The organism is Sulfuriferula thiophila, assembly GCF_003864975.1.
Classification (GTDB): Bacteria; Pseudomonadota; Gammaproteobacteria; order Burkholderiales; family Sulfuriferulaceae; genus Sulfuriferula; species Sulfuriferula thiophila.
In genome coordinates, this window is record NZ_BHGL01000003.1 from 1 (window position 1) to 26,913 (window position 26,913).

The window sequence follows — 26,913 nt, forward strand, 5'->3', positions numbered from 1 at the left end:
ACGTGGCCAATCGTACCTACGTTAACGTGCGGCTTGGTCCGTTCAAACTTGCCTTTTGCCATGATGTATATCCTCTCAGCCTAACGATGACTACAAAATATCAATAATTGGTGCCCATGACGTGGATTGAACACGTGGCCTCTCCCTTACCAAGGGAGTGCTCTACCACTGAGCTACATGGGCGTACGACTTACTTAAACTACTAAACTAACAAAGCCCATATAGAGCAAAGTAACTGGAGCGGGTGAAGGGGATCGAACCCTCGTCGTAAGTTTGGAAAACTTCTGCTCTACCATTGAGCTACACCCGCAGATATTGCCGACGATGCATTCAGGATTCAAGCTGACGCTATCCGTAACATCACACTCATCTATACATCACGCACTACTAATTCTGGTGGAGGGGGAAGGATTCGAACCTTCGAAGGCTGAGCCGTCAGATTTACAGTCTGATCCCTTTGACCGCTCGGGAACCCCTCCTAAACAAGCCAAGCATTATCTTACACGACTTGAATTTTGTCAAACATTAAATCGAAAATGCATTACATCGCCATCTTTAACGATGTATTCTTTACCTTCCAATCGCATTTTCCCAGCTTCTTTTGCACCTTGCTCACCCTTGCAGGCAACAAAATCCTCATAGCCAATCACTTCGGCACGAATGAAACCACGCTCAAAATCAGTATGAATCACACCCGCCGCCTGAGGAGCCGTGCTGCCTTTATGAACCGTCCAGGCCCTTACCTCTTTTACGCCGGCGGTAAAATAGGTTTCCAGGCCAAGCAGGCTGTATGCAGCCTGAATCAAACGATTCAGGCCCGGCTCTGACTGACCCAGGTCAGCCAGAAATATGGCTTTATCCTCTTCATCCATATCCACCATCTCGGCTTCCAGAGCCGCACATACGACAACGACTGGCGCTCCTTCCGCTTCTGCAAATGCACGAACACGATCCAGCAAAGGATTATTTTCAAACCCTGAATCATCGACGTTTGCAGCATACAACACCGGTTTTGCGGTAAGCAAACACAACGGTTTTAGCAATTCCATTTGCTCAGTATCCAGATCCATCGCGTACACCGGCTTGCCAGTGTCCAGATGAGCGCGCACCAACTCTATCAAGGCCACAATCTTCACTGCCTCTTTATCACCGGATCGCGCTGTTTTCTGGAACCGGACTACCGCTTTTTCCAATGTCGACAAATCCGCCAATGCCAGTTCCGTCTGTATCGTTTCGATATCCGATATAGGATCCACCTTGCCGGCAACGTGCACTACGTTATCATCCTGGAAACAGCGCACCACATGCGTAATCGCATCCGTTTCACGGATATTTGCCAGGAATTGATTTCCCAATCCCTCGCCTTTTGATGCCCCAGCCACTAACCCTGCTATATCAACAAACTCCACTATGGCTGGCAAGGTGCGTTCAGGGTTGACTATCTTCGCCAGCGCATCCATACGAGGATCTGGAACTTCCACCACACCCGTATTTGGCTCTATGGTACAAAAAGGATAGTTTTCAGCAGCTATACCCGCACGGGTCAGCGCATTAAACAAAGTAGATTTTCCGACGTTGGGCAAACCAACGATGCCACATTTAAGACTCATAATAGTTACGCTTTTGTGTGCAGTTTTAGCATCGCGGCCGCAAAGTCGCCGCGCAATATCTCTGGCAGAAGCACCAGACTTTGTATGATCGCTGATTCGATCAAATCTGCCTCATCCGCTCGCGGCGGATTCAGCACATAATTCGCGACTTCGTTTTTATGACCGGGATGACCGATTCCTATTCGCAGCCGCCAGAATTGCGGCGAGCCTAGCTGCACCGCAATATCTTTCAATCCATTATGACCGCCATGGCCACCACCCTGTTTTAAGCGGGCTACGCCTGGCGACAAATCCAGTTCATCATGCACCACCAGAATTTCTTCAGGTGCAATCTTATAAAACCGTGTCAGTGCAGCTACTGCCTTACCGCTTAAATTCATAAACGTTTGCGGCATCAACAGATTAATTTCGGCACCGCTCATATCGCGACCCGCCACACCAAAAAAACGGGATTCCGGCTTCAACACAATATGCATTTGCTCCGCACATTGTGTTACCCACCAGAATCCCGCATTATGACGCGTCCGGGCATAATCACGCCCGGGATTACCCAACCCCACTATAAGCCGTATAGCCGTCATGGGATGGAGTATTTACGCAGCCGTTTCTTCCGTTGCCGCGCCACGTGGCACAACAATAGTTGCAACAGCAGGATCTTCACCCTTATGCGCCGCAACAGCTTCCACACCAGCCGGCAATTTCAATTCAGATACGTGAATTGAGTGACCCGCTGCCAGAGCGGATAAATCCACTTCAATAAACTCAGGCAGGTTATCCACCAGGCAAGAGACATCCAACTCAGTCATGATATGACTAACGTTACCGCCTGACAGTTTCACACCCGGCGCAACATCTTCATTGATGAAGTGCAATGGTATGCTGACGTGAATTTTATGCGTTTTGTCTACACGCTGGAAATCCACGTGCTGAACTTCAACACGGAATGGGTGCATGACGAAATCACGCAACAACACAGCTTCTTTAACGCCATCCACACTCAGGCTTAATACAGATGCATGAAATGATTCACGCTTCAAAGCATGATAAAGTGCGTTATGATCCAGTTCAATATTTACCGCAGGCTTATCGCCACCGTAAATAACACCAGGGGTTTTGCCACTGCGACGCAGGCGGCGGCTCGCACCCTTACCCTGTACGTCACGTTTTTGAGCGATTACTTCCATTTTCTACTCCAGTTAAAAGGGCTGCATATGCAACCCGAGGTTAATTCATCCCCGCGACCAGGCGATGAACACATGATGGGCGCTTGCGCACCCACCGAAATCATTCCATAAACAACGAACTCACCGAGTCTTCATTACTGATACGACGCATCGTTTCCGCCAGCAGCTCCGCTACCGACAATTGACGTATGCGCGGACTGGCTTTCGCATCATCGCGTAACGGTATCGTATCCGTAACCACCAGCTCATCTATCGCCGACTGATTAATACGCTGCACAGCCGTACCGGACAACACCCCGTGCGTGCAATAAGCCAAAACACGTTTTGCACCACGATCCTTCAACGCCTGCGCCGCTTCACACAGTGTGTTTGCCGTATCCACCATGTCATCCATGATGATGCAGGTACGCCCGTCAACATCACCGATGATATTCATCACCTTAGCCACGTTTGGCTTAGGACGACGTTTGTCGATAATGGCAAGGTCAGACTCCAGGCGTTTGGCAAGCGCCCGCGCGCGCACCACACCGCCCACATCCGGCGATACCACAATCAGATCAGGGTAGGATTGTTTCCACACATCACCCAACAAGATCGGCGACGCATAAATATTATCAACAGGAATATCGAAGAAGCCTTGAATCTGGTCTGCATGCAAATCCATCGTCAACAAACGGTCTATGCCAGCACCGGTCAGCATGTTTGCCACTACCTTGGCGGTAATAGCAACCCGCGCAGAACGCGGACGACGATCTTGTCGAGCATAACCAAAATACGGAATGGCCGCAGTAATACGACCTGCAGATGCGCGACGCAACGCGTCAACCATCACCATAATCTCCATCAAGCTATCATTGGTCGGTACGCAAGTTGATTGCAGCACGAATACGTCTTTACCGCGCACATGCTCCAATAACTCTACCATCACCTCTCCATCAGAGAAGCGTGCAACCGTTGCGCGTCCCAGGTGGATATTCAGATGACGCACCACATCCTCAGCTAACTTCGGATTGGCATTCCCGGTAAACACCATCAAGCTATCGTAGGCCACAACTCACCCCGCAAAACCTTAAATACAGAAGACAAACTTTAGTTCAAACACAAAAAATAAAAGCGTGTAACGACACATTACACGCTTTTATTTTAGTATTGAGCTAGCTACTTAATTTGGCAGGGGAGGCAGGGATCGAACCTGCGAATGTCGGAATCAAAATCCGATGCCTTACCACTTGGCGACTCCCCTGTTGTTACTGACGCTAATGCAAGCTGCTTAACGCAGCTTACTTCGCTAATTCATAGAGCGGATGCTTATCCATTCCTTGCGCCACAAACCCGTGCATCTCTTGTGGAAGCAAAGCAAATACTTTTCGCACTTCGCTTTCATCAGCGAACTCTGCGAATACACACGCTCCCGATCCGGTCATTCTTGCTGGCGCAAATTGACTTAACCAAGCCAAATAATCTGCCACTACCGGATATTCCACGCATACTACAGTTTGCAAATCATTTCTCGTCAGGTCTGTTAATTTTTCAGCCTTGGAAAAGTCCGTTATTGTGATGGTTTTACTATCTCTTGTCAATTGTTGATGCGCAAAAATCTTTGGCGTGGATACATGCACAGGTGGAATCAGCACTAAATACCAGGCCGGTTTGAGTGAAACCGCCTGCAACTGCTCCCCTATTCCTTGCGCAAACGCACTCTGTCCATAGATAAAGACGGGCACATCTGCCCCAAGCTGCAGCCCCAAGATTTGCAAACGTTCGCGCGGCCAATTTAGCTGCCACAACCGATTCAGCCCCAACAATATACTTGCGGCATCCGAGCTTCCACCACCCAATCCACCCCCCATAGGCAAGACTTTGTGCAGTTCAATCTCGACGCCCAGCGATGTACCACTGGCCTGCTGCAATAGCCGCGCCGCACGAACACATAAATCCTGTTCTTCCGGCACGCCATCCAGCGCTTTTACGCGCACAACGCGCCCATCATCACGCAAGCGCAACTTCACCTGGTCGCCATAATCTACAAAACGGAATACGGTTTCCAGCAAATGGTATCCATCAGCACGACGACCAATTATATGCAGAAACAGATTTAACTTAGCAGGTGCAGGACAATTCAATTCATTCATTCCAAACCCACTATCTTCCATTCCCCGATGACTAGACGTACTTCTACTCCTTGTCCGGCCAGGGTCAGTTTATTAGGCAGATTTACACCATCCACTTGCTGCCAGCGACTATACGTCACCACCCAGCCAGACTGGGTTAACTGCGCAATACCATGTGCAGCATCCTGCTGCATTTGATAAGCCTGGCCTGGCACCGCATTACCCACTATCCAGTAAGATAAATTTTCCAGCGGCAATTTCCAGCCCAGCAATTGCTCAGTCAGACTTTCGACATTCTCAGCATGATGCGTTTTCTGTGCGCTGTCGATCAGGCTTACCCCCTGCTCGTCACGGGTAAGTGCAGTCAGCGTCTGCCCCAACGGGGATGACAGCACTAGATGATCTACATCAGGTCGGTGCTGCCAATGGATCAAGGCAGTTGAGGAATCATTGCGGTAATGCACTGCTATCCGGCCATCCAGTTCAAACCGCTCCTGCCTGGCTTGATTTAGCCCCGTGACCACAACTGGCGGAGGCACACTCGCACAACCCGTCACACCTGATATTGCCAATGCCAATATTAACCATCGTAGCATCGTTATTTGAACTTCGTCAGCACTTCAAGCAAAGCCTGATTTTTTGGGCTGGCGGTTAATGATGACTGCCACAATTGACGCGCTTCTGTGTGCTTGCCTTGCACCCACAGAACCTCACCCAAATGCGCAGCTATTTCCGGATCTGGTCGCGCTGCGAATGCCCTCTGCAAATAATCAACTGCAGCATCCAGCTTACCCAATCGATATTGGGCCCAACCCATGCTGTCAAGTATAAACGGATCATTCGGCGCTAATTTCAGCGCACGACCTAACAAATCCTGCGCCTCATTCAAGCGTATATTATGATCTGCCAAGGTATACCCTAACGCATTCAAAGCATGGGCATGATCTGGTTGCAATTTCAGCACATGACGCAAATCCTGCTCCAGCACATCTAGATGATTCAACTTCTCTGCAGCCATCGCATGGTCATACAACAGCTCCACCGAATCCGGCCGGGTGGCCAAGGCTTCGCCCAATAAGGCATACACCGCCGTATCGTCTTTCGCTGCGCGCAACAACTCAGCTTCTGCCTGTATCAGGCGCACACGATCCGCATCATTATCAACCTTAACATCATGCAAGTAAGTACGCGCTTCGGTCAGTTTGCCTTTTTTCGCGAGGAGTGTCGCGTATTTGACTTGTGCCAGCAAGTATTGCGGACCTGTCGTAACGGCACGATACCAAGTGGCAGCCTCGTCATCACGCCCTCGCGCTTCCGCGACTTGCCCCAGGTAAATTTGCACGGAACCCGGATCCACATAGTTCAGTTGTAGCGCCGCCTTAAATGCTGCATCTGCGGCATCCAGTTCATTCAACTGCAACGAAATAAGCCCTATTGCCAGCTGCATTTCCGGACTGGTTGGCACTGCTTTCGCCAGAATCCTGAACTGCTCTCGCGACTCCTGCAAACGATTTTGATTTAGCAATACACGCGCGTAGCCCAATCGTAATTCTTTCGCCTCGGGATAACGCTTGAGGTAGTCCTGCGCATACAATATGCCATCTGGCCTGCCATCGCGACTAAGCACTTCAACACGCAACAGCGCCGCCGTTTCCCAGCCAGGCTTGAGTTTATGCACTATATCCAATTCAGCCAATGCCAAGTCAAACTTACCGGCTCTCGCTGCCGCTTGCGCAACCGCCAAATGTGCCTCAGGTAAATTCGGGTAAGGCTGGGCAAGCTCCTGAACCAGCGCTAAACCCGCTGCCTTATCTGCCTGACCACCCAGCATTGCACCAATGTGCATGAACTCAGCCCCGACATTATCATGACTGCCTGCCAGCAATTGCTGCAGATATGGCTTAGCGTCATCCAGCTTGCCACCCCCCAGCAATATTGCAGTCGCGGTCTGACGAGCACTGGCTGATTGCGGATCGAGGTCCAGCCAAAGCCTGGACGCAGATTCAGCAGCCTTAGCCTGGCGCGCATACAAGGCAATCTCGGTCGCACGTTTGGCAAGGCGCGGATCACGCGTAGTTTTAGCCAAATCCAGATACGCCTCACTCGCCAATGCTACATCTCCACGCTGCACTGCAATTTCAGCCACAAGGTACTGATACAATATCTGGTTAGTAAGCACTTGCTTAGGCAAATTGTCTTCTGCAGCACGCACTTTGACTACTGGCGTTGCCGCCAGACTAGGCGTAATTGCCGACAAGGCAAGACTCAATACAGCAATATAAAAAGCAGACGGGCGCATTATGTTATTCCAGGTTAATTTATCAATTAGAAACCAACTGCCTGACATAGGTTCATTTTCATCATCACGAAATTTGATGATAGCGATGGCCGTGTGCGCGTAATAATTTATGCGGCACATGGTAATCCGGATAAATACGCTCCAGCTCCTGCCAGAATCTTGCTGAATGATTCATGTGCGTCAGATGCGCCAACTCATGCGCCAGCACATAATCGATCTCCGCATGCGATGCCTGTATCAAACGCCAATTCAAACGCACCACGCCATCCCGAGTACAGCTACCCCAGCGCGTACGGGCATTGCTCAATTTCAGACTGTTTGGCTGACGCGGCAACAACGGTGCAAACCGCGCTAACCGGTCATTAAAATGCGCTATTGCCAAAGTCCGGTACCATGCCAGCACCCTGCGACTCAACTCATCCGCAGCCAGCTCAGGCGCATACAGAACTGAATCCCGCATAGACACAGCCCCTATGTGAGCCCCCACTACCAAAGTAAGTTCCGTTCCCAATACACGCAATACCATTCCATGCTGCCAGATGGGCGCAGCCGGGGCAATACGAACATGTGCCGCCAGCTTTTCAACAACCCAATCCGCCTTGTCCAGCACAAAACGCTCAATCTGCAACAGCGCCATTGCCCAAGGCGCATGCACGACGAGACCTTGCGCATTGATGGTTATGGCCAATGTTCTGCGTGCAGAACTCCGTTTTAAGTTGTACGACTGTTTCGCCCCGTGCAACACAATTTGGCGGACTTCATTACTTCGTTGCGGTTTGCGCATAATTCGGCAGCAATGCCATTTCGGCTTCTATCCACGCCTGTACCCGCTGGTTGAGCGCATCCGGCTTCATACCTGACGGATCTATCGCAGGCCCAATACTCACCGTGATCAACCCGGGATGCTTCAACAGCGCGTTCTTCGGCCATACTTCGCCGGCATTGTGCGCAATAGGCACAACCAACGCCTTGGCATGCGTCGCCAGCCATGCGCCACCAATTCCATACTTCCCGACCACGCCTGAGGCGACCCGGGTACCCTCCGGGAAAATCAGCACACCCAAACCATCCGCCAGACGTTGCTTACCCTGCTCGGCAATCTGCTTTAAAGCTGCCCTGCCATCACCCCGATCAATCGCTATCGGCGAAAGCATGGCCATACCCCACCCGAAAAACGGGATACGTAACAACTCCCGCTTCAGCACGATAGCCATCGGAGGCAATAATATCGGCAGCGCAATGGTTTCCCATGCCGACTGATGTTTTGCCATGATAATCGCAGCTTCATCAGGCAGATTTTCCAGGCCGATGACCTGATAACGTATGCCGCATATCCAACGTGCCAGCCACACCACCGAACGGTTCCAGCCAGTAATGAGACGATAACGGGTGAACGCCGAGAAAGGAAAGGTAAATAACGCAAATACAGCGAAAACTATCGTTAACACTGATTGCAGCAACAAAAACAGCACGGAACGCAGCACTACCATCACTTCAATACCCTATCAACAGCACTCGCCAAGTCGGTCACAACATCCGTACCTTCCGGCAGATTACCAGCTGCCAGCGTTTTTTCACCCTTACCGGTCAGCACCAGTATCGGTGCCGCACCCACTGCAGCAGCAGCCTGCAAATCGCGCAAGCTATCTCCCACGACAGGTACGCCTATCAAGGACATATCAAACCGCTCGGCGATTTCCAGATACATACCCGCCTGAGGTTTACGGCAAGCACATTTCGAATCCGCCGCGTGCGGGCAATAAAATACCGCATCGATACGACCACCGACGCTACCTACTGCCTTATGCATTTTTGCGTGGATCGCATTTAGCATGGCCATATCAAACAAACCACGCCCCACTCCAGATTGATTCGTCGCCACCACGACACGATAGCCCGCCTGATTCAGGCGCGCGATTGCTTCCAGACTTCCTGCAATCGGCTTCCACTCTTCGGGGCTTTTGATAAAGTGATCGGAGTCTAAATTAATAACACCGTCACGATCGAGAATAATAAGTTTCATAACTACAAGTATAACCCAGATAAATCAGCTCTGTTCTAAACCGATAACTGACTTACCGCCTGAATACGCGCCGCGCGGATATTCAAACCTATCTTGTCCGGCTCGGTGCTGGCAGCCACAATAGCTGCAGTATCAATCTGCTGCGCAGCGAGCAGAGCTGCCTGCAAATAGGGAGCAGAGGGATATGCCACATTTTCATAACCGGTACGGCCGCGCGCATCGGATTCGCATGCCTGCAGCAACTCGGTGAAACGCTGCGGGCGACGAAACGCATCCGTGGCTTCAAACAGTTTGACTATAGTGTCGGGCCGTAATTGTTGCGCGCGATGTATATCACCATGGTAACGCGCCGCAATGACTGCCATATCGCGGCATTCATTCGGCACACGCAGACGCACACACAGTTTTTTTGTCAATTCCACGCTTCGCGCTTCATGGCCGTGATGTCGCGGCCACAACTCTGGCGGGGTGGTCGCTTTACCCAGATCATGGGTAAGGGCAGCAAAACGTACGGGCAAGCTGTAATCCTGATTCGCCGCATAATCCACCACCATCATCACATGTACCCCGGTATCAATCTCGGGATGATGCTGTGCTGGTTGTGGCACACCGAATAATTGGTCAACCTCAGGCATGATCCGCGCTAACGCACCGCAGTCGCGCAAGGTAGCGAACATGCGTGAAGGATGCTTTTCCATTAACCCCTTGGCCAGCTCCTGCCACACGCGCTCAGGCACCAGATGATCGACCTCACCGGCTGCGACCATTTGCTGCATTAACTGCAAGGTATCCGGCGCAATGGAAAAATCAGAAAACCGCGCCATAAATCTTGCGGCACGCAAGATGCGCACCGGGTCTTCTGCAAAGGCAGCACTGACATGACGAAAGACCCGCGCAGCCAGATCCGCCTGACCATGGTAAGGATCAATTAATTCACCGGTGACACTCTGTGCAATGGCATTTACCGTAAAATCACGACGCGCCAAATCCTGCTCCAGCGTTACATCGGGATCAGCATGAATCACAAAGCCTTTGTAACCGGGGGCGGTTTTGCGCTCCGTTCTTGCCAGCGCATATTCTTCACGGGATTGCGGATGCAGAAAGACGGGGAAATCCTTGCCTACCGGCAAAAACCCCTGCGCCACCATCTGCTCAGGGGTTGCGCCGACTACAACGTAATCGCGGTCTTTGACAGGCAACCCGAGCAAACCATCACGGACTGCGCCACCCACCGCGAACACGTCCATTTCCGAAATTACCTGCCAGCGTGGTGGCGGAATGCGGTATAACGCCCGCGTGGTGTTGCACCACTCAGGTATTCCGGCGCAATTGCTTCCAAAGGTGCCGGTTGTAAATTAGGCGGTGCCGGATGCTGGTTGTTGCAGACGTTATCCACCAGCATCGCGTAGTAATTATCGCGCGTCATCAGCTTTTTACCGGGCATGAATTCCATGGCCCACGCTTGAAAATACGACAAATTTACGCACAACGGAATGATACGTGGGCTTTTGCCGACCGCATGCGCCACAAACTCAACCAGTTCCTGCAACGTATAAACCTTGGGGCCACACACATCATAAGTAGCGCCATAGGTTGCCGAACTATCCAGCGCATCAACAAACGCCTTGGCAACATCTTCTACCCATACTGGCTGAAAACGCGCACCAGCATTGGCCAGCGGCATGATAGGTAACAGTTTGACCAGACTGGCGAACATCGACAAGAAGCTGTCACCACGACCGAAAACCACTGACGGGCGGAAAATGGTGGTTTGCATGCCATAACCATGCACAAATTTAGGTCCGTCCAGATACCAGCGCTCGCTCTCCGAGCTAGGCATAGCTGACTCACGCATCAATGCCTCGCCCACGCCTTTGGAACGCTGGTAAGCGCTCTGGGAAGTCGGGTCAGCGCCCAATGCGCTCATATGCAGCACGCGTTGAATACCGTTCGCAGCACAGGCATGCAGCACTTTGCGTGGTAACTCAACATGGTTTTCATGGAAATCGCCACGACGCGCCGAGGGTTTATCCACCCGACCGGCACGTGTTTCATGTAATACACCAACCAGATTAATGACCGCATCCATGCCTTCAAACTGGCGGTTCAACTCCACCTGATCATGAATATCCGCATCCACGACTTCTACTGTCGGCAAGACTGTCAAGGCTTTGGCGCGATCGCGATTACGCGTCAACACACGCACTTGCCGCCCTTGTGCAGCCAGCATTTGAACAATAACCGAGCCCACAAAACCATTGCCGCCCAACACACAGATACGATTGAATTTCATGCTTGATCCCAACGTTAAATCCACAAAGCACGCAGCAAAATCAAGGATTTTGTGCCACCAATAATCAACTCTGGATTTTAACCTAAAAACGTCAGGTTAAGGAGAACCGTAGAAACAATCATCCGGCAGCGGTTGCCCGCGTTTGATTTGATGATCGCTGAATTGCGCCAAACGCTGCTGCGCCATTTTGGCACAACCGCCATTCGCATCCAGGATAGGTGAATCGCCTGCCAGCACCCGGTTTAACTCAGCAAATCGGGAGCTGGTTTCACTGATGAAATAATTAAAACGACGCACCACCCGCTTATCCAGACGCATTACATTACGATACAAACCCTGCGGCAACCGGCACCAGCGCAACCCCTGATCAGCACGAGCCAGCACGCGCACCGCCCTTCTGGTCTGCTGCTCGGGCAGCGCAAAATGGCGGCTCACAAATGGCACGATATCCAGCTCTCCAGCACGTAACAACTGGTTTGGTGTCGCCAGCAAATGCTCGCTTATATGTGCATCCATAGCCCATTCCGAGACAGTGTGCGCTAACATCGGCCAATCCAGCCATAAGCGTTCATGCGCCGGTACAAAATGATGGTGAGCAACAACATCTGCGAATAAATGGCTGTAATAACCCACGGCGATGGCACGCTCCGCATCATTCTGCGCGGACTGTAACATACGCGATGCGTCCTGCCAGTTATGGGTTTGCTCAAATGCCTGCGTCCCCACGACACGACCGATTATGGCCAGGTCAGGCAAACACGCTCCGGCCATGACTAATTTAGGATAGCGACTGACCGCGCGGCGCAATTCACTGTCTAGCAATGGCACACCCCACAGCAACCATTGCGCAAAATACACATGCGTATACAGACCCCATGCATTGGCATCGTTCGCCTGCAACAGCAAGGGCACACACCACAGTACGTAACGCAGCAGTTTTTTCATACCTCCAGACTATCGCCCGCTTACGACAGAATGATGATTAAATGATGAATATTTGATGAACAAAACACGGGTGATGCGACATGACTGGCACGCATGCGGGCAACTGATATAATCGCAAAATTATCCTCTCACGATTAATAATATGTCTGCTCTGATTTGCGGTTCTTTAGCGTTTGATTCCATCATGGTTTTCCATGACCATTTCAAAAATCACATCCTTCCGGAGAAAATCCACATGCTCAATGTGTCGTTTCTCGTTCCGGAAATGCGCCGTGAATTCGGCGGCTGCGCAGGCAATATCGCTTACAATCTCAAACTGCTTGGCAGCACCCCTCAAATCATGGCCACGTGCGGAGCAGATTTTGCTCCTTACGCTGCCCATCTGGACAAACTGAATATCAGTCGCCAGCATATACGTCATGTTGAAGACAGCTTTACCGCGCAGGCATTCATCACCACCGATCTGTCCGACAACCAGATCACCGCATTCCATCCTGGCGCGATGAATTTCTCGCACTTGAACCATGTCAATCAAGCCAGCGATGTGACCATCGGCATTATTTCTCCAGATGGCCGTGATGGCATGTTGCAACATGCCCGCGAGTTTCAAGAGGCAGGCACACCTTTCATTTTCGATCCGGGCCAGGGCATGCCTATGTTTGACGGTAATGATCTGATGGCTTTTGTAGAACTCGCTGATTATGTGACCGTCAACGATTACGAAGCCGAATTACTGCAGACCCGCACCGGCAAAACCCTGGATGAACTGGCACAACTGGTCAAGGCACTGATCGTCACCCGTGGTGAGCTCGGCTCCCACATCTATGCTGACGGGCAGGTTATCGACATTCCTTGCGCCCGCGCCAGCGAAGTACTGGACCCTACCGGATGCGGTGACGCTTACCGTGCCGGCCTGCTGCACGGCATTGCCAATGGCATGGACTGGGCAACTACTGGTCGGCTGGCCTCGTTGCTGGGCGCCATCAAAATCGCTCATCGCGGCGGTCAAAATCACGCCCCCAGCCTGAACGATATCAAGCAACTTTTTAAAGCCGAATTTGGGTATGATTTCGCTTAATGCGCTGAACTAACTCGCGGCATTTGCATCTATCGCCTTAATATTTAACAGGAGATCACTATGAACATCAGCAAACCTTTAGCATTTGCCATGGTTGCCACTCTGGCATTGAGCGGCTGTGCCAGCGGCCTGGGCAGCGCCGATTATGGCCGCAGCCAGGCACGTACCGTGCAGGAAGTGCAAACCGGCGTTGTCGTAGCGGTACGCAATGTCAAAATTGAAGGCACCAAAACCCCTGTTGGTACTGTTGCGGGTGCTGCCGTAGGCGGCATTGCCGGCAGTCAGATTGGTGGTGGTAACGGCCAGATTGCAGGCGCAGTATTAGGCGCGGTACTTGGTGGCCTCGGTGGTTCGGCTGTGGAAGAAAAAGTCACATCGCAAACCGGCGTAGAAGTCACGGTCAAGCTTGATAGCGGCCGTACTATTGCGATCACCCAGGGCGCTGATGAACAGTTCCGGGTAGGTGACAGAGTACGCGTACTCAGCGGTGGCGGCACTACTCGCGTTACTTACTAAAGCTGCCGGGGCGGGGTTACACGCATAACCCCGTCACCGCCACTTTAATGTTCCAGCTTTTTGGGTAATTTCACCCCCAACTGCTTCAATTTGCGGTACAGATGAGTACGCTCAACGCCAGCCTGCTCGGCAAGCCGGCTCATGTTACCCGCAGTCTGTTCTATCAATCGCTCAAAATAATGCCGCTCAAACAGATCGCGTGCTTCACGCAATGGCAGATCCAGCGCGACATGGATGCTGGCTGCGAATGAACCAGCCGGATCATGTGCTGCAACGGTGGGAACCGGAGCTTGCACAGCGTCAAAAGTTTTGGCCTGCACTGGTGCAAGTGCCACAACCTCCTCATACGCCCCGCCATTCGAATTCGCCAGCACGGGAGCACGTGTCTGCCCCTGCTTTAAACTATCCGCCACCGTTTCCAGTAGCTTTTTAAGAGCAATCGGCTTTTCCAGAAAACCTACCGCACCGATACGTGTCGCTTCAACCGCAGTATCTATCGTGCCATGCCCCGACATCATCACCACCGGCATGTTCAACTCGCCGCCCGCCACCCAGCTTTTCAGCAGGCTGATACCATCCATGTCCGGCATCCAGATATCCAGCAACACCAGATCCGGCCGCGTACGCTGCCGATACTCCCGTGCTGCGGCAGCATTCTCGGCCAGCGCAACATCATAACCTTCATCGGCGAGTATCTCGGACAACAACTCACGTATCCCCATTTCATCATCAACTACTAAAATCTGTCCACTCATGCCACTTGCTCCACTTGTCCCGCTTGTTCCGCAGCAGGTAAACGAATACACACAGCGACTCCACCCTCAGCACGATTTTCCATGCGGATGATGCCGTGATGCTCCTCTATAATTTTTTTCACGATAGCCAGACCCAGTCCTGTCCCTTTCGGTTTGGTTGTCGCATAAGGCTCAAACAAGCGCTCCATCACCTGCTCCGGCAAACCGGAGCCATTATCGGTAATGATCAACTGCACTTCATGTTCTGCACTACCCGTACTGATCACGATATGCGGCTGAGCTATATCGACCAGCGCATCTTGCGCATTCTGTAATAAGTTATGGATGATCTGTCTTAGCAGTTTTGCATCGCCCATCACTAATGGCAATGAATCGGCCAACTGCAGATGGATAGCAGCATCATGCCCGTACAAATCCAGCACCTCGCCGATCAGCGCATTCAGATTCACTGGCAGCAACTGCGCACGCGGCGTCTTGGCGTATTCAGCAAACGCATTCACCATTTCCTTCATCGCCGACACCTGATTCACGATGGTCTGCGTGGAGCGCCGCAAGGTATCGGCATCGGCGGGATTGAGCTTGCTGGCAAACTTATGCTCGATACGCTCAGCGGAAAGCTGGATCGGCGTCAGTGGGTTTTTGATTTCGTGTGCCAGCCGCCGCGCCACTTCACCCCATGCTGCATCGCGCTGGGCACGTACCAAATGGGTAATATCATCAAATACCAGGATGCAACCGCTATCGATACCGCTAGGCAGACGCGTACCCCGTGCCAGCAACATGCGTTTCTCCTGATTGCCGCGGTACTCTATCTGCTGCTGCCAATCCGCATCCGGATGCGCCTGGAATTGCGAAGCAATCGCATGCGCAAAATCCGCCAGTTGCGGTGCCTGGGCAGGCCACTGATAGGGCTGCATGCCACGCAAGACATCCGCATCCACACCCAATATCTGTGCGGCCGCCGGATTGATACTGCGCACCCGCAGCTGTTCATCAAATGCCACCACCCCGGACGTCAGGTTGCCCAGTATCGTTTCCAGATAGGCACGGGATTTCTCAATCTGGGCACGGCTTTCTTCGGCTGTGGTGCGCGCTTCCGATAACTGACGGGTCATACGGTTAAACGATTGCGTCAGCATGCCCAGCTCATCCCGGCTGTTGACCGGATGCATCTGGCTGAAATCGCCTTTGGCAACCGCGCGTGTTCCCTTGGCCAAAGCGCGTAACGGCGCGGCCATTTGTTCACTGATGAGAAAGGCCAGTGCCACTGTCGCCAGCAGCGCCAGCACCATGGCCAGCGTCAGCGTCAGTCCATACAGGCGCTTCAATCCCAGACGTGACAATGACAGTTCCTGATAATCCTGATAAGCCAGACGTACCGCTTCGGCATCGTCAGCCAGCTTTTTCGGTACCGGCTGCAATAATTGCAGTACCCGGATATTTTCCGTGAACGATAATAAATTTACTGGCACGACCACCCGCATATACAGTCCGCGATCGCCGACATTCTCAATACGCGCGTAAGTCTGCTGCTGGCGAACTTGCAGCAATATGCTGTTATCCGGCGCTGTAGGGGTAAGTCCAGAGCGTTCATTTCCCGCAAAGGAAATCAGCTTGCCACGTTCGGTAAATAAGGTAGCTTCCTGAATATTATATTGTTCGCGCAACAAATTAAGCTCTACTGCATGCGCACTGGCCGGGGTTTCAGCCAGCCGCTGCGCCATGGAATCTGCCTTCACCGTCAACTCGCGCTGCAAGTTATCCAGCGCTGCCTGCCCCAGATTCAAACCACTCCCCAGCGCCGTGTCCACCCGCACATCGAACCAGGACTCGATACTCTTGGATAAAAACTGCACCGATACGGCATACACCACTGCACCCGGCAACAGCGCCATCAACCCGAACACCAGCATCAACCGTATCGTCAGCTTGGTGCCAAATACCCCGGCACGCATTTTGCGGCGCAGCTGCACAACCTGATACACCACCAGCGCCAGCATCGCTGCCACCAGCGTACCGGTTGCACCAAGCAGCAAAGGAAAGTTATGCGCAAACAGGTCTGTATTCGCACTCGCGCTGGACAATAAATAAACCAGCCCTGCACCGACAATAAAACTAAGGAGAACCAGGTATTTCACGGATTCATTATCCACACCAGCGGGGCCGATTCCAGCTCCCATCTACCGGTGGCAATCGCATTAATTTGCAACGGTTTGGGTAGTTGCGACGTATCCAGCCGCATACTCAATGTCGCCTGATAGGTTTCATGCTTGTCCAGCTGATTGCGGGAAATCACCGGCCAGGCATTTATTTCCCCCAGTATCATCAACGCATCTTCGAGCTTGTCGACGCTACGCGCATGCACATTGACGCCGGAAACAAAATACTGACGCAACAGTGCGTTATAGGACAAGCGCGTAACCCGGGTAATACGCGCAAGATCCTCATTCAGCCAATACCAGCGGCGGCGTTTGAACTCAAACTCGGTGATAAAGTACAGCGACACGCCTTTTTTGATCGCCTCCTCCTGCATCGGGCTCAGATTCACATTCATCTGCGCATTCAAATAATACATTTCATCGACCTGTTTCAATTCGGCCGTTTTGATCTGTATTCCGTCACTGGCAGCAAACACAGGCATGCTCAGCCCTACCCACAGACAGAGCACCAGCCAGAATTTAAATTTTTTCAAGTAAGGCATAATAAAAACCGTCGTGATTATCATTCGGCAACAACTGACCCGGCGTCACCCAATCGCCGTCCAGCGGCAGTTGGCGCGCATCCTCATGCTGGGTTAAAAACGCATCTATTTGCTGCTGATTCTCTTCGGGGAAAATCGAACAGGTTACATAAAGCAATTTACCACCCGTAGCCAAACACTGCCAGAGTGCTGGCAAAATAACTGCCTGCTGGGCAGCGAACTGCGCAATATCATCCGGCCGGCGTAACCATTTTATATCCGGATGTCGACGCACCACACCGGAAGCCGAACATGGCACATCCGCCAGAATGCGATCATAGGCCACACCATCCCACCATTTTTCCGGATCACCGGCGTCACCTTGCAGCAATTGGGCTTGCAGGGCCAGTCGAGTCAGATTTTCGCCCACTCGCTGCAAACGGGCAGCATCGCTGTCCAGCGCCGTCAGGCTGACATCAGCCAGCTCCAGAATATGACCGGTTTTGCCACCCGGTGCCGCACATGCATCCAGCACGCGCTGACCATCATGCACATCCAGTAACACCCCCGCCAATTGCGCCCCGGCATCCTGCACCGATACCCGTCCATCGGCAAAACCAGGCAACGCGGTTACCGCAATCGGCTGCACCAGCTGCACTGCCGACACGCCCACCTGACTTGCAGCAATATTTTCGTCCTGTAACCATTCCAGATAGCCGGCCACATTTCCGTGCTGCACATTGACCCGTAACGTCATCGGCGGATGCTGATTACCGGCGGTCAACGCCGCTTGCCAATGCTGCGGGTAGGCTGCACTCACTTTATCTATCCACCATTGCGGATAATTCCAGCGCGCCACCGGTTGCGCCATCACTGTCGTCGTCAATGCCGCAGCCTGCCGCAGATAATTACGCAACACTGCATTAGTCAAACCACGTGCCCACGGCTGTACGGCAGACGCCGCTTCCACCGCTTCGTTCACCACCATGTGTGTCGCATCAGGCTTGGCGCGTACCTGACGCAACGCCACCACCAGCAACGTAGCAATCACCCTGTCAGTCAGCGGCTTGGTCAGCAACGCATCCCGCATTGCGGCCAACTCACCATATTCACGCAGACTGGCATAACACATATCCTGCACCGTAGCACGCCCCGGCACCGGCTGCTCAGCCAATACCCGGTTCAGATTCTGACCTTTATGGACGACAGCATCCACCGCTATGGCTGCGCGCTTCAGCAATTGGCGCAAAGGAGGTTGTAAATTGGTTTGATTCATTCAGCGATACCTATAAATTTATTATCAGCCGTGCCAGTCCGAGCACGCCAAACCCGGCTACCAGCAAACCGGCGATCAGGCGCACAGCAGGCTGGCGCGTAAAATGTTGCAGCTGTTTCGCGAGCAATCCCATCGCCAGCAGATTAGGCAAGGTTCCCAGACCAAATGCCAGCATCAGTAAAGCGCCATGTCCGGCACTGCCTGTCGCCAAGGCTGAAATCAGCACGGAATACACCAGACCGCAGGGCAGCCAGCCCCACACCATGCCTACCAACACGGCCTGTGCCGGATTACGCACCGGCATCAGGCGCTTCATTAACGGTTGCAGCTTAGCCCAAACGCTACCACCGAGATTTTCCAGAAGCAACACCGCACGTGACAACCCGGCCAGATACAGCCCCAGCAATATCAGCATGACATTGGCAAACACGTACAGACCGCGCGATACCGGCAGAAAATCATTCAGCAGCAAGGTACTTGCGCCGACCGCACCGGCAATCGCGCCTGCAATCGCATAGCTCAGCAAGCGCCCACCGTTGTAGCCCAGCAACATCAGCAAACCGGGTTTGGCATTCGGGGTCGCAAAGGACAAGGCAGTCACAATGCCGCCACACATGCCCACGCAGTGCACGCCACCGAGCAGGCCAACCAGAAACACCGATAAAATACTTAACTCAGGCATCTACTTGTCCAGCACATGCAATCGCGCCCGCCCGGCCAGCCATACCAGCACCAGCACCGGCAGGCCCATCAACGCGGTTGCGGTAAAGAAATCAGCATAGCCATAAGCATCGACAAAATCACCGGAGAAACCGGCAATGAACTTGGGTAATAACAACATCACCGAGCTGAACAGCGCATACTGCGTCGCCGAATAGGCACTGTTGGTCAGCCCCGACAAATAAGCGACAAAGGCACTGGAAGCAATACCGGCAGAAAGATTATCGGCCGATACGGTAAACACCAGTGCCGACACATCATGACCGCGTCCGGCCAGCCAGACAAACAGCAAATTAGTCGCCGCGGACAGCACCGCCCCCAGAAACAAGGTGCGCATCACCCCCATTTTTGCGGTCAATACGCCACCCAATCCGGCACCGGCTATGGTCATAATGACGCCAAACACCTTGGATACTGTCGCTACTTCATCCTTGGAATAGCCCATGTCCACATAGAACGGGTTACTCATCACCCCCATCACCACATCCGAGATCCGGTAAATCGCAATCAGCGCCAGGATCAGTGCCGCCTGCCAACCGAAGCGGCGCACAAAATCCATGAACGGGCTCAGCACCGCGCTATACACCCACGCCGCCACTGCCAGTGATCTGCCGCTCAGTCCTTTTGCTGCCAACCAGGCATGCACTTCATTTGCTTCCTGTTGCGCAATGAGGTTAGGCGCCAGTTCCGGTTCGCGTATGCTCAAGGTCGCCAGGATGCCTACTGCCATACACATCGCCATCACCAGATAAGCCACGTGCCAGGGGTTGAAATCATAAATATCCGGCGTGGTATCCACAGCCGAGGCGATCCACAGCACACCCGCGCCCGCGGTTATCATCGCAATACGATAGCCGGCCTGATAGGTGGCGGCCATTGCTCCCTGCTTCTCCTGCGATACGGCTTCAATGCGATACGCATCCATCGCGATATCCTGAGTCGCAGATGCAAACGCCACCGCCAGCGCAAATAAGATGGTCGGCTGCAGACTAACAGCAGGATCGGTATTGGCCATCCCCAGCAAGGCCAGCACAATGACCACTTGCGACAGCAGCAGCCAGGCTCTGCGCCGGCCTAACCATTTAGTTAGCAGCGGCAATGACAGTCGATCTACCAGCGGCGCCCATACCCACTTGAAACCGTAGGCCAGCCCCACCCATGACAAATGGCCGATAGTGGAACGATCTATCCCGGCTTCGCGCAGCCAGAATGACAGCGTGCCCAACACCAGCAGCAAAGGCAGTCCCGAGGAAAACCCCAGAAACAGCATACCCACCACACGTGGATGGGCATAAACCTTGAATGCAGCTAACCAGGGATGTGTTTGCATAGTGCGCTCTAACCAGGAACTCAAATAGTAAAGTCGTAATCCACAATCAACGGCGAATGATCGGAAAAACGCTCCTCTTTATATACGACTGCCGATGTTGCCGTGGCGGCGATGGCAGGCGTGGCCAGCTGATAATCGATGCGCCAGCCGACATTATTTGCCCATGCCTGACCGCGATTACTCCACCAGGTGTAGGCTTCGCCAGTCGCATCCGGATACAGCGTGCGATGCACATCCACCCATACCAACTCATTCAGCACTTGCGTCATCCACGCCCGCTCTTCCGGCAGGAAGCCTGAATTTTTCTGATTGGACTTCCAGTTTTTCAGATCGATTTCCTTGTGCGCGATATTCCAGTCGCCACACACCACGACTTCACGTCCGCTTGCCTTAAGTGCCGCCAGATGCGGGTAAAACCGTGCCAGAAAATCAAATTTAACCTGCTGGCGGTCTTCCCCGCTGGAACCGGATGGTAAGTACAGTGAGATCACACTCAGGTTGCCATAACGCACTTCCAGATAACGGCCTTCGGCATCAATATCGGCAATACCGAGGCCGACGATCACCTCATCTGCGGGTTGCTTGCTGTAGATACCAACGCCGCTGTAACCCTTTTTCTCGGCATAATGAAAATAGCCGCTATAACCTTCCGGTGCCAGCATTTCCGAGCGCATATCGGCTTGTTGCGCCTTTAATTCCTGCACGCAGATATAATCGGCATCCTGGCGTAACATCCAGGTAAAGAAACCTTTGCTCGCTGCGGAGCGAATCCCATTCAAATTGGCAGTTATAATACGCACTTTGTGATTCCCAAATTTATTATCATGTTCGATTTCAGACAACAGTTCCTGCGCTTTTCCATAGACCAGAACGTACTGCGCTTTGGTGAATTCAAAACCAAAGCGGGGCGCATGAGTCCCTATTTCTTTAACGCCGGTTTATTTGCCGACGGCATGGCATTAAAGCAGCTAGGCGAATTTTACGCTAAAGCCATCCTTGCTGCCGGAATAGAATTCGATGTGCTGTTTGGCCCTGCCTATAAAGGCATTCCGCTCGCGGCCAGCACAGCCATTGCCCTCGCCGGACTGGGTCACAACACCCCTTACAGCTTTAACCGCAAGGAAGCCAAAGATCACGGCGAAGGCGGCAATATCGTCGGAGCACCGTTACAGGGGCGCGTACTGATTATCGACGACGTCATTTCTGCCGGCACCTCGGTGCGTGAATCAGTCGAACTCATCCGCAGCCAGGGCGCAACACCTGCCGGCGTAATCATCGCCATTGATCGCATGGAACGTGGCCAGGGCGAATTGTCAGCAGTGCAGGAAGTGCAACAGCAATATGGCATTCCGGTTTTCGCCATTGCCAACCTTAATGATCTGCTTGCCTATTTGCAAACCGATAAGAACATGGAACAATATGCTGCAGCGGTAGCACACTATCGCGCCACTTATGGAGCCAGCCAAGCATGACAACCAAATACCAAATTTTGCTAGTGGCCGCACTTGCCCTGAGCACGGCTACAGTCGCCCACGCCGACATTTATAAATGGAAAGACGCACAAGGCGTCACCCACTATGGCGATACCATGCCGCCACAAGCCGCTGGCCGTGCCACCACCGAGATGAGCAAAAGAGGGACGGTTCTCAAGCAAACGCCGGCAGCGCTGACCCCGGAGCAACGCCTCAATAACGAAGCCGAGGCCGCCAAAATCACAAAAGAACAGCAGTCGCAAACCGAACAGAAGCGCCACGATTCAGCATTGCTTAACACCTATACCTCACCTGCCGAAATCGATCTGGCGCGGGATCGTAGCTTGGAACAATCCAAACTGGTAGTCGATGGCACTAACCTGCGTCTGGCGCCATTACGTGACAAACAAGCCAAACTGATAAAACAATCCGGTGGCAAAATACCAGGCACAGGACCGCAGGCTGCCGAATATGCGGCCAATCTCAAACACATCACCGAACTCGAAGACATACTCTCGCAAAAGAGCAAGGAAATGGCTGACATCCGCAGCAAATTCGATGCCGACAAAACTCGCTTCATCGAGTTAACCGGCAAAACCGCCAGCCCGAAATAACCGGAATATTACTATGCCGATAATCCATCTGTCCTTCCGCATGGCCGCTCTGAGTTTGCTCACCTGCGCTTTCAGCGGCTTGGCCTATAGTGCAACCAATGTGAACGTCACTGGTTTATTCAAGGATCGCGCCATGGTCATCATTGACTCGGGTAAACCGCGCGTCATGGCTGTCGGTGACAATGCACAGGGTGTGAAATTATTGCGTGCGGACGCGCAATCGGCCATGTTTGAAATCGACGGTAAACGGCGCGTATTAACGATGGGGGAGTCGTACTCGGGTGGAGGCAACACCAGCAGTAAAGCCAGTGCCACACTCAACGCCGACGGACGCGGGCAATTTTTCACCACAGGCACGATTAACGGCACTACCGTCAATTTCGTAGTGGATACCGGCGCAACATCTGTAGCTATCAGCACGCAAGAAGCCGATCGTCTGGGAGTGAATTACCGCAATGGGACACGTAGCGCAGTTAGCACCGCCAACGGCAGCACGGGCGCATATCGGGTGGTATTCAACAACATTCGCGTGGGCGGCATTAGCCTGAATATGGTGCCAGGAACCGTCATCGAAGGCGGTGGACTGCCAATTGCTCTGTTGGGCATGAGTTTCCTGAATCAAACCAGCATGCACCGCGACGGCACCACGATGACGCTGACCCAGCGTTATTAAGCGGCTATCCACCGCTCAATAACCTATCACTCAGGCTAGTTTACGCAACAACACCTCATTCAGTTGTTGCGGATTGGCTTTACCCTTCATCGCTTTCATCGCCTGCCCGACCAGATAACCCAGCATTTTTTCCTTACCGGCACGGTATTCGGCAACTTGAGTTGGATTCGCGGCCAGTATCTGATCAACAACGGCTTCGATTACGCCGACATCCGACACTTGCTTCAAGCCACGGGCATCGATAATGGCATCCACTTCACCTTCACCCTGCCACAACACCTCGAAGACTTCCTTGGCCAACTTGCCGGACAAGGTACCGTCACCGATGCGACGGATCAGCGCTGCCAATTGCGTCACACCGACCGGGCTATGGGCAATATCCAGTTCATGCCGGTTAAGTGCTGCCGACAATTCGCCCATGATCCAGTTCGCGCATAACTTGGCCTCACCACCAACCGCCGCGACCAGCTGCTCAAAATAAGTCGCGGTCGCCTTGGTCGCTGTCAGCACGGCAGCATCATAGGCAGGAATCGCGTATTGACTGACAAAACGTTCACGCATCGCTACCGGCAATTCCGGCATCGTCGCGCGGGTACGCTCTATCCACTCTTCGGAAATCACCAGCGGCAACAAATCCGGGTCCGGGAAATAACGATAATCGTGCGCATCTTCCTTGCTACGCATGGTACGGGTTTCGTCACGATCCGGGTCATACAGCCGGGTTTCCTGACGGATGGTGCCACCGTCCTCATTGATTTCAATATGGCGCCGCGCCTCATATTCGATTGCACGTTCAAGGAAACGGAACGAGTTGAGGTTCTTGATCTCGCAACGTGTACCTAACTCGGTGCTCCCCATCGGCCGCACCGACACGTTGGCATCACAACGGAAGCTGCCTTCCTGCATGTTGCCGTCACAAATCCCCAGCCACACCACCAGACTGTGCAGGGTTTTAGCATAGGCAACCGCCTCTGCTGAACCGCGCATATCCGGCTCGGACACGATTTCCAGCAAGGGCGTACCGGCACGATTCAAGTCGATACCGGTCATACCGTGAAATTCGCCGTGCATGGATTTTCCGGCATCCTCTTCCAGGTGCGCACGGGTAATGCGGATAAGTTTTTCTGTATCCCCCACCTGTATCAACAGACTGCCGCCTTCAACGACAGGCAGTTCCATCTGGCTGATTTGATAGCCTTTGGGTGAATCCGGGTAAAAATAATTTTTACGCGCAAATACCGAGCGCCGACTGACATGAGCATCAATCGCCAGACCCAGGATGATTGCCCGTTCCACTGCGCCGCGGTTGAGTACCGGCAACACCCCCGGCAACGCGAGATCCACCGCGCTGGCCTGAGTATTCGGTGCTGCACCAAACGCGGTACTGGAACCGGAAAAAATTTTAGACTTGGTAGACAACTGGGCATGAACTTCCAACCCGACGACGATTTCCCATTGCATGATGACTTAACCTTTGTGCTAACCGCCAGCCTGTGGCTTGCGGTTAAATGTTTTAGATATTCTCGGGCATCCGTGTATGCCAATCCGTCGCCAACTGATACTGATGGGCAACACCGAGCATTCTGGCTTCGCTAAAATAATTGCCGATCATCTGCAATCCCACCGGACGTCCGTTACTGCCTAGACCGCACGGCACCGACATGCCGGGCAAACCGGCCAGGTTGACGGCGATGGTGTAAATATCGGATAAATACATGGCAACCGGATCATCCGATTTCTCACCGAAATTAAATGCGGTGCTCGGTGCAGTCGGCCCCATGATAATGTCGCAATGCTGGAATGCGTCAGTAAAATCCTGGGCAATCATGCGGCGAATTTTTTGCGCCTGCATATAATATGCATCGTAATAACCATGCGACAGCACGTAGGTGCCGATCATGATGCGGCGCTTGACCTCAGTGCCAAAACCCTGGGCACGGGATTTTTCATACATATCGGTCAGATCGCTGTAATCCGGTGCACGATAACCGTAACGCACGCCATCAAACCGCGACAGATTGGTCGATGCCTCAGCCGGCGCAAGCACGTAATACACCGGTATGGATAATTTGGTATTCGGCAGCGAAATATCCACCGTGGTCGCACCCAGCTTGCGATATTCTTGCAATGCAGCTTCGACCGCTGCAGCCACATCGGCACTCAGACCTTCGGCAAAATATTCGCGTGGCAGCCCGATGCGCAACCCTGCCAAGGGTTGATCCAGATCACGCGTATAGTCTTCAGACGGACGCTCCAGGCTGGTTGAATCACGCTCATCAAAACCGGCCATCACGTTCATCAGCAACGCGCAATCTTCTGCCGACTTCGCCATCGGTCCGGCTTGATCCAGACTCGACGCAAAGGCGATCATGCCATAGCGCGACACCACACCATAGGTCGGCTTCAGACCGGTAATACCGGTTAATGCGGCCGGCTGGCGGATAGAACCGCCAGTGTCGGTGCCAGTCGCTGCCGGCGCCAGGCGTGCCGCCACTGCAGCAGCAGATCCACCGGACGAACCACCCGGCACAGCCTGCTTATCCCAAGGATTTTTGACCGAACCGTAATAGGAAGTCTCATTGGATGAACCCATGGCAAATTCATCCATGTTGGTTTTACCCAGACTGACCATACCCGCCGCTTTGAATTGACTGATGACATGCGCATCGTAAGGCGCAATAAAATTCTCCAGCATTTTCGAGCCGCAGGTGGTACGCCAGCCATCCGCACAGAAAATATCCTTATGCGCGACCGGAATACCTGTCAGCGGTGCCGCGTTACCGGCAACAAGACGTGCATCCGCATCGCGTGCATCCGCCAGACTGGTGGCTGTATTCAGCGTAACAAAAGCATTCAGTGCGGGATTGAGTCTGGCAATGCGATCCAGATAGGTCTGCGTCAATTCCACACTGGAAATTTTTTTCTCGGCAAGCAGGGTGGCAAGCTGTTTTAAACTGGAATTAATCATGTTTTCATTCAATCACTTGCGGAACTAAATACAAACCAGCCGCAACTTGCGGTGCAATGGCCTGGAACTTTTCATGCTGATCAACCTCTGTTACTACGTCATCACGCAAACGCTGGCTAAGGTCCTGGGCATGCGACATGGGCTCAACACCCGTCGTATCCACTGCCTGCATTTCGGCAATCAAACCAAAAATTCCGTTGAGCTGTTGTTGATATGCGACGGCTTCGTCGTCGTTGACCGCAATGCGGGCGAGGGTTGCGACACGTTTTACATCTTGCAGAGTAAGTGACATAGTGCGTAAATCTTCACAGGAAACAAGCCTATTAGGGTATCATATTACGTTTATTCAAGGCTACTAACTCCCAA

At 52.8% G+C, this 26,913-nt stretch carries 28 protein-coding genes, 4 tRNA genes and 1 pseudogene; 5 read left to right on the top strand and 28 right to left on the bottom strand.

Annotation, left to right across the window (positions count from 1 at the left end; genetic code table 11):
* Nucleotides 1-108: 108 nt before the first annotated feature.
* From EJE49_RS01095 to EJE49_RS01175, 17 genes are all read right to left on the bottom strand, one after another.
* Nucleotides 109-183, bottom strand: a tRNA-Thr gene (locus tag EJE49_RS01095).
* Between the two features lie 53 nt (nt 184-236).
* Nucleotides 237-310: transfer RNA gene (locus EJE49_RS01100), tRNA-Gly, on the bottom strand.
* A gap of 84 nt (nt 311-394) precedes the next feature.
* Nucleotides 395-479, bottom strand: a tRNA-Tyr gene (locus EJE49_RS01105).
* Nucleotides 480-518: 39 nt separating this feature from the next.
* On the bottom strand, nt 519-1,610 hold the full coding sequence (ychF, locus tag EJE49_RS01110) for a redox-regulated ATPase YchF (RefSeq protein ID WP_124948565.1): 1,092 nt from the start codon (nt 1,608-1,610) through the stop codon (nt 519-521).
* Nucleotides 1,611-1,615: 5 nt separating this feature from the next.
* Nucleotides 1,616-2,191, bottom strand: a complete 576-nt coding sequence (pth, locus tag EJE49_RS01115; RefSeq protein WP_124948566.1) for an aminoacyl-tRNA hydrolase — start codon at nt 2,189-2,191, stop codon at nt 1,616-1,618.
* Nucleotides 2,192-2,203: 12 nt separating this feature from the next.
* Nucleotides 2,204-2,794 (bottom strand): 50S ribosomal protein L25/general stress protein Ctc, encoded by a 591-nt coding sequence (locus tag EJE49_RS01120; protein ID WP_124948567.1) that lies wholly within the window; start codon nt 2,792-2,794, stop codon nt 2,204-2,206.
* A 100-nt stretch (nt 2,795-2,894) separates the two neighbouring features.
* Nucleotides 2,895-3,845, bottom strand: coding sequence for a ribose-phosphate pyrophosphokinase (locus EJE49_RS01125; RefSeq protein WP_124948568.1), 951 nt, complete (start codon nt 3,843-3,845; stop codon nt 2,895-2,897).
* 117 nt (nt 3,846-3,962) lie between these two features.
* Nucleotides 3,963-4,037, bottom strand: a tRNA-Gln gene (locus EJE49_RS01130).
* 37 nt (nt 4,038-4,074) lie between these two features.
* Complete coding sequence (gene ispE / locus EJE49_RS01135; protein ID WP_124948569.1) at nt 4,075-4,926, bottom strand: 4-(cytidine 5'-diphospho)-2-C-methyl-D-erythritol kinase; 852 nt, start codon at nt 4,924-4,926, stop codon at nt 4,075-4,077.
* On the bottom strand, nt 4,923-5,501 hold the full coding sequence (lolB, locus tag EJE49_RS01140; RefSeq protein WP_124948570.1) for a lipoprotein insertase outer membrane protein LolB: 579 nt from the start codon (nt 5,499-5,501) through the stop codon (nt 4,923-4,925). Before lolB ends, ispE begins: the two co-directional genes overlap by 4 nt.
* A 2-nt stretch (nt 5,502-5,503) precedes the next feature.
* Entirely contained in the window at nt 5,504-7,204 is a 1,701-nt protein-coding gene (locus EJE49_RS01145) for a tetratricopeptide repeat protein (RefSeq protein WP_189941583.1), read from the bottom strand.
* A 64-nt stretch (nt 7,205-7,268) separates the two neighbouring features.
* Complete coding sequence (locus tag EJE49_RS01150; RefSeq protein ID WP_189941585.1) at nt 7,269-7,892, bottom strand: M48 family metallopeptidase; 624 nt, start codon at nt 7,890-7,892, stop codon at nt 7,269-7,271.
* A 73-nt stretch (nt 7,893-7,965) separates the two neighbouring features.
* Nucleotides 7,966-8,694, bottom strand: a complete 729-nt coding sequence (locus EJE49_RS01155; RefSeq protein ID WP_124948796.1) for a lysophospholipid acyltransferase family protein — start codon at nt 8,692-8,694, stop codon at nt 7,966-7,968.
* Complete coding sequence (gmhB, locus tag EJE49_RS01160) at nt 8,694-9,227, bottom strand: D-glycero-beta-D-manno-heptose 1,7-bisphosphate 7-phosphatase (RefSeq protein WP_124948573.1); 534 nt, start codon at nt 9,225-9,227, stop codon at nt 8,694-8,696. Before gmhB ends, EJE49_RS01155 begins: the two co-directional genes overlap by 1 nt.
* A 35-nt stretch (nt 9,228-9,262) precedes the next feature.
* On the bottom strand, nt 9,263-10,474 hold the full coding sequence (locus EJE49_RS01165) for a multifunctional CCA addition/repair protein (protein ID WP_124948574.1): 1,212 nt from the start codon (nt 10,472-10,474) through the stop codon (nt 9,263-9,265).
* Nucleotides 10,475-10,482: 8 nt separating this feature from the next.
* Nucleotides 10,483-11,520, bottom strand: a complete 1,038-nt coding sequence (locus tag EJE49_RS01170; RefSeq protein ID WP_124948575.1) for a complex I NDUFA9 subunit family protein — start codon at nt 11,518-11,520, stop codon at nt 10,483-10,485.
* 96 nt (nt 11,521-11,616) lie between these two features.
* Nucleotides 11,617-12,465 (bottom strand): zinc dependent phospholipase C family protein, encoded by an 849-nt coding sequence (locus EJE49_RS01175; RefSeq protein ID WP_124948576.1) that lies wholly within the window; start codon nt 12,463-12,465, stop codon nt 11,617-11,619.
* Nucleotides 12,466-12,607: 142 nt separating this feature from the next.
* Between EJE49_RS01175 and EJE49_RS01180 the strand changes: the two genes are divergently transcribed.
* A complete protein-coding gene (locus EJE49_RS01180; protein ID WP_124948577.1) occupies nt 12,608-13,543 on the top strand; it encodes a carbohydrate kinase family protein in 936 nt (311 codons plus the stop codon).
* Between the two features lie 60 nt (nt 13,544-13,603).
* The gene (locus EJE49_RS01185; protein ID WP_124948578.1) at nt 13,604-14,059 is read left to right on the top strand and encodes an outer membrane lipoprotein; all 456 of its coding nucleotides are present in this window, start codon (nt 13,604-13,606) and stop codon (nt 14,057-14,059) included.
* A gap of 44 nt (nt 14,060-14,103) precedes the next feature.
* On the opposite strand, the gene EJE49_RS14465 is transcribed toward EJE49_RS01185, so the two are convergent.
* The 8 genes and pseudogenes from EJE49_RS14465 to EJE49_RS01220 form a co-directional block, all read right to left on the bottom strand.
* Nucleotides 14,104-14,472: a helix-turn-helix domain-containing protein gene (locus EJE49_RS14465; RefSeq protein WP_442267843.1), complete on the bottom strand. Its 369-nt coding sequence runs from the start codon at nt 14,470-14,472 to the stop codon at nt 14,104-14,106.
* Nucleotides 14,446-14,814: pseudogene (locus EJE49_RS14470) on the bottom strand (response regulator); the annotation flags it as partial. The pseudogene EJE49_RS14470 and the gene EJE49_RS14465, both read right to left, overlap by 27 nt.
* Nucleotides 14,811-16,994: a sensor histidine kinase gene (locus EJE49_RS01195; protein ID WP_223246682.1), complete on the bottom strand. Its 2,184-nt coding sequence runs from the start codon at nt 16,992-16,994 to the stop codon at nt 14,811-14,813. The gene EJE49_RS01195 and the pseudogene EJE49_RS14470, both read right to left, overlap by 4 nt.
* Nucleotides 16,949-17,515 carry a DUF4390 domain-containing protein gene (locus EJE49_RS01200; protein ID WP_189941587.1) on the bottom strand — a complete coding sequence of 189 codons (567 nt, stop codon included), beginning with the start codon at nt 17,513-17,515 and terminating at the stop codon, nt 16,949-16,951. The genes EJE49_RS01195 and EJE49_RS01200 overlap by 46 nt, the downstream gene beginning before the upstream one ends.
* Entirely contained in the window at nt 17,493-18,770 is a 1,278-nt protein-coding gene (gene rsmB / locus EJE49_RS01205) for a 16S rRNA (cytosine(967)-C(5))-methyltransferase RsmB (protein WP_189941589.1), read from the bottom strand. Before rsmB ends, EJE49_RS01200 begins: the two co-directional genes overlap by 23 nt.
* A gap of 10 nt (nt 18,771-18,780) precedes the next feature.
* Nucleotides 18,781-19,452 carry a sulfite exporter TauE/SafE family protein gene (locus EJE49_RS01210; RefSeq protein WP_124948582.1) on the bottom strand — a complete coding sequence of 224 codons (672 nt, stop codon included), beginning with the start codon at nt 19,450-19,452 and terminating at the stop codon, nt 18,781-18,783.
* Nucleotides 19,453-20,820: an AmpG family muropeptide MFS transporter gene (locus EJE49_RS01215; RefSeq protein WP_124948583.1), complete on the bottom strand. Its 1,368-nt coding sequence runs from the start codon at nt 20,818-20,820 to the stop codon at nt 19,453-19,455. It abuts the gene before it with no gap.
* A 20-nt stretch (nt 20,821-20,840) separates the two neighbouring features.
* Nucleotides 20,841-21,620: an exodeoxyribonuclease III gene (locus EJE49_RS01220; protein ID WP_124948584.1), complete on the bottom strand. Its 780-nt coding sequence runs from the start codon at nt 21,618-21,620 to the stop codon at nt 20,841-20,843.
* A gap of 24 nt (nt 21,621-21,644) precedes the next feature.
* On the opposite strand from EJE49_RS01220, the gene pyrE reads away from it, so the two are divergent.
* From pyrE to EJE49_RS01235, 3 genes are read left to right on the top strand one after another with little or no spacing between them, the layout of a single operon-like run.
* Entirely contained in the window at nt 21,645-22,292 is a 648-nt protein-coding gene (gene pyrE, locus EJE49_RS01225) for an orotate phosphoribosyltransferase (RefSeq protein ID WP_124948585.1), read from the top strand.
* The gene (locus tag EJE49_RS01230) at nt 22,289-22,906 is read left to right on the top strand and encodes a DUF4124 domain-containing protein (RefSeq protein ID WP_124948586.1); all 618 of its coding nucleotides are present in this window, start codon (nt 22,289-22,291) and stop codon (nt 22,904-22,906) included. Before pyrE ends, EJE49_RS01230 begins: the two co-directional genes overlap by 4 nt.
* 13 nt (nt 22,907-22,919) lie before the next feature.
* On the top strand, nt 22,920-23,579 hold the full coding sequence (locus EJE49_RS01235; protein ID WP_124948587.1) for a retropepsin-like aspartic protease family protein: 660 nt from the start codon (nt 22,920-22,922) through the stop codon (nt 23,577-23,579).
* A 30-nt stretch (nt 23,580-23,609) separates the two neighbouring features.
* Here the strand turns inward: EJE49_RS01235 and gatB are convergent, their stop codons facing one another.
* From gatB to gatC, 3 genes are read right to left on the bottom strand one after another with little or no spacing between them, the layout of a single operon-like run.
* Entirely contained in the window at nt 23,610-25,040 is a 1,431-nt protein-coding gene (gatB, locus tag EJE49_RS01240; protein WP_124948588.1) for an Asp-tRNA(Asn)/Glu-tRNA(Gln) amidotransferase subunit GatB, read from the bottom strand.
* A 52-nt stretch (nt 25,041-25,092) separates the two neighbouring features.
* Entirely contained in the window at nt 25,093-26,547 is a 1,455-nt protein-coding gene (gatA, locus tag EJE49_RS01245; protein WP_124948589.1) for an Asp-tRNA(Asn)/Glu-tRNA(Gln) amidotransferase subunit GatA, read from the bottom strand.
* 4 nt (nt 26,548-26,551) lie between these two features.
* A complete protein-coding gene (gene gatC / locus EJE49_RS01250; RefSeq protein WP_124948590.1) occupies nt 26,552-26,839 on the bottom strand; it encodes an Asp-tRNA(Asn)/Glu-tRNA(Gln) amidotransferase subunit GatC in 288 nt (95 codons plus the stop codon).
* Nucleotides 26,840-26,913: the final 74 nt, after the last annotated feature.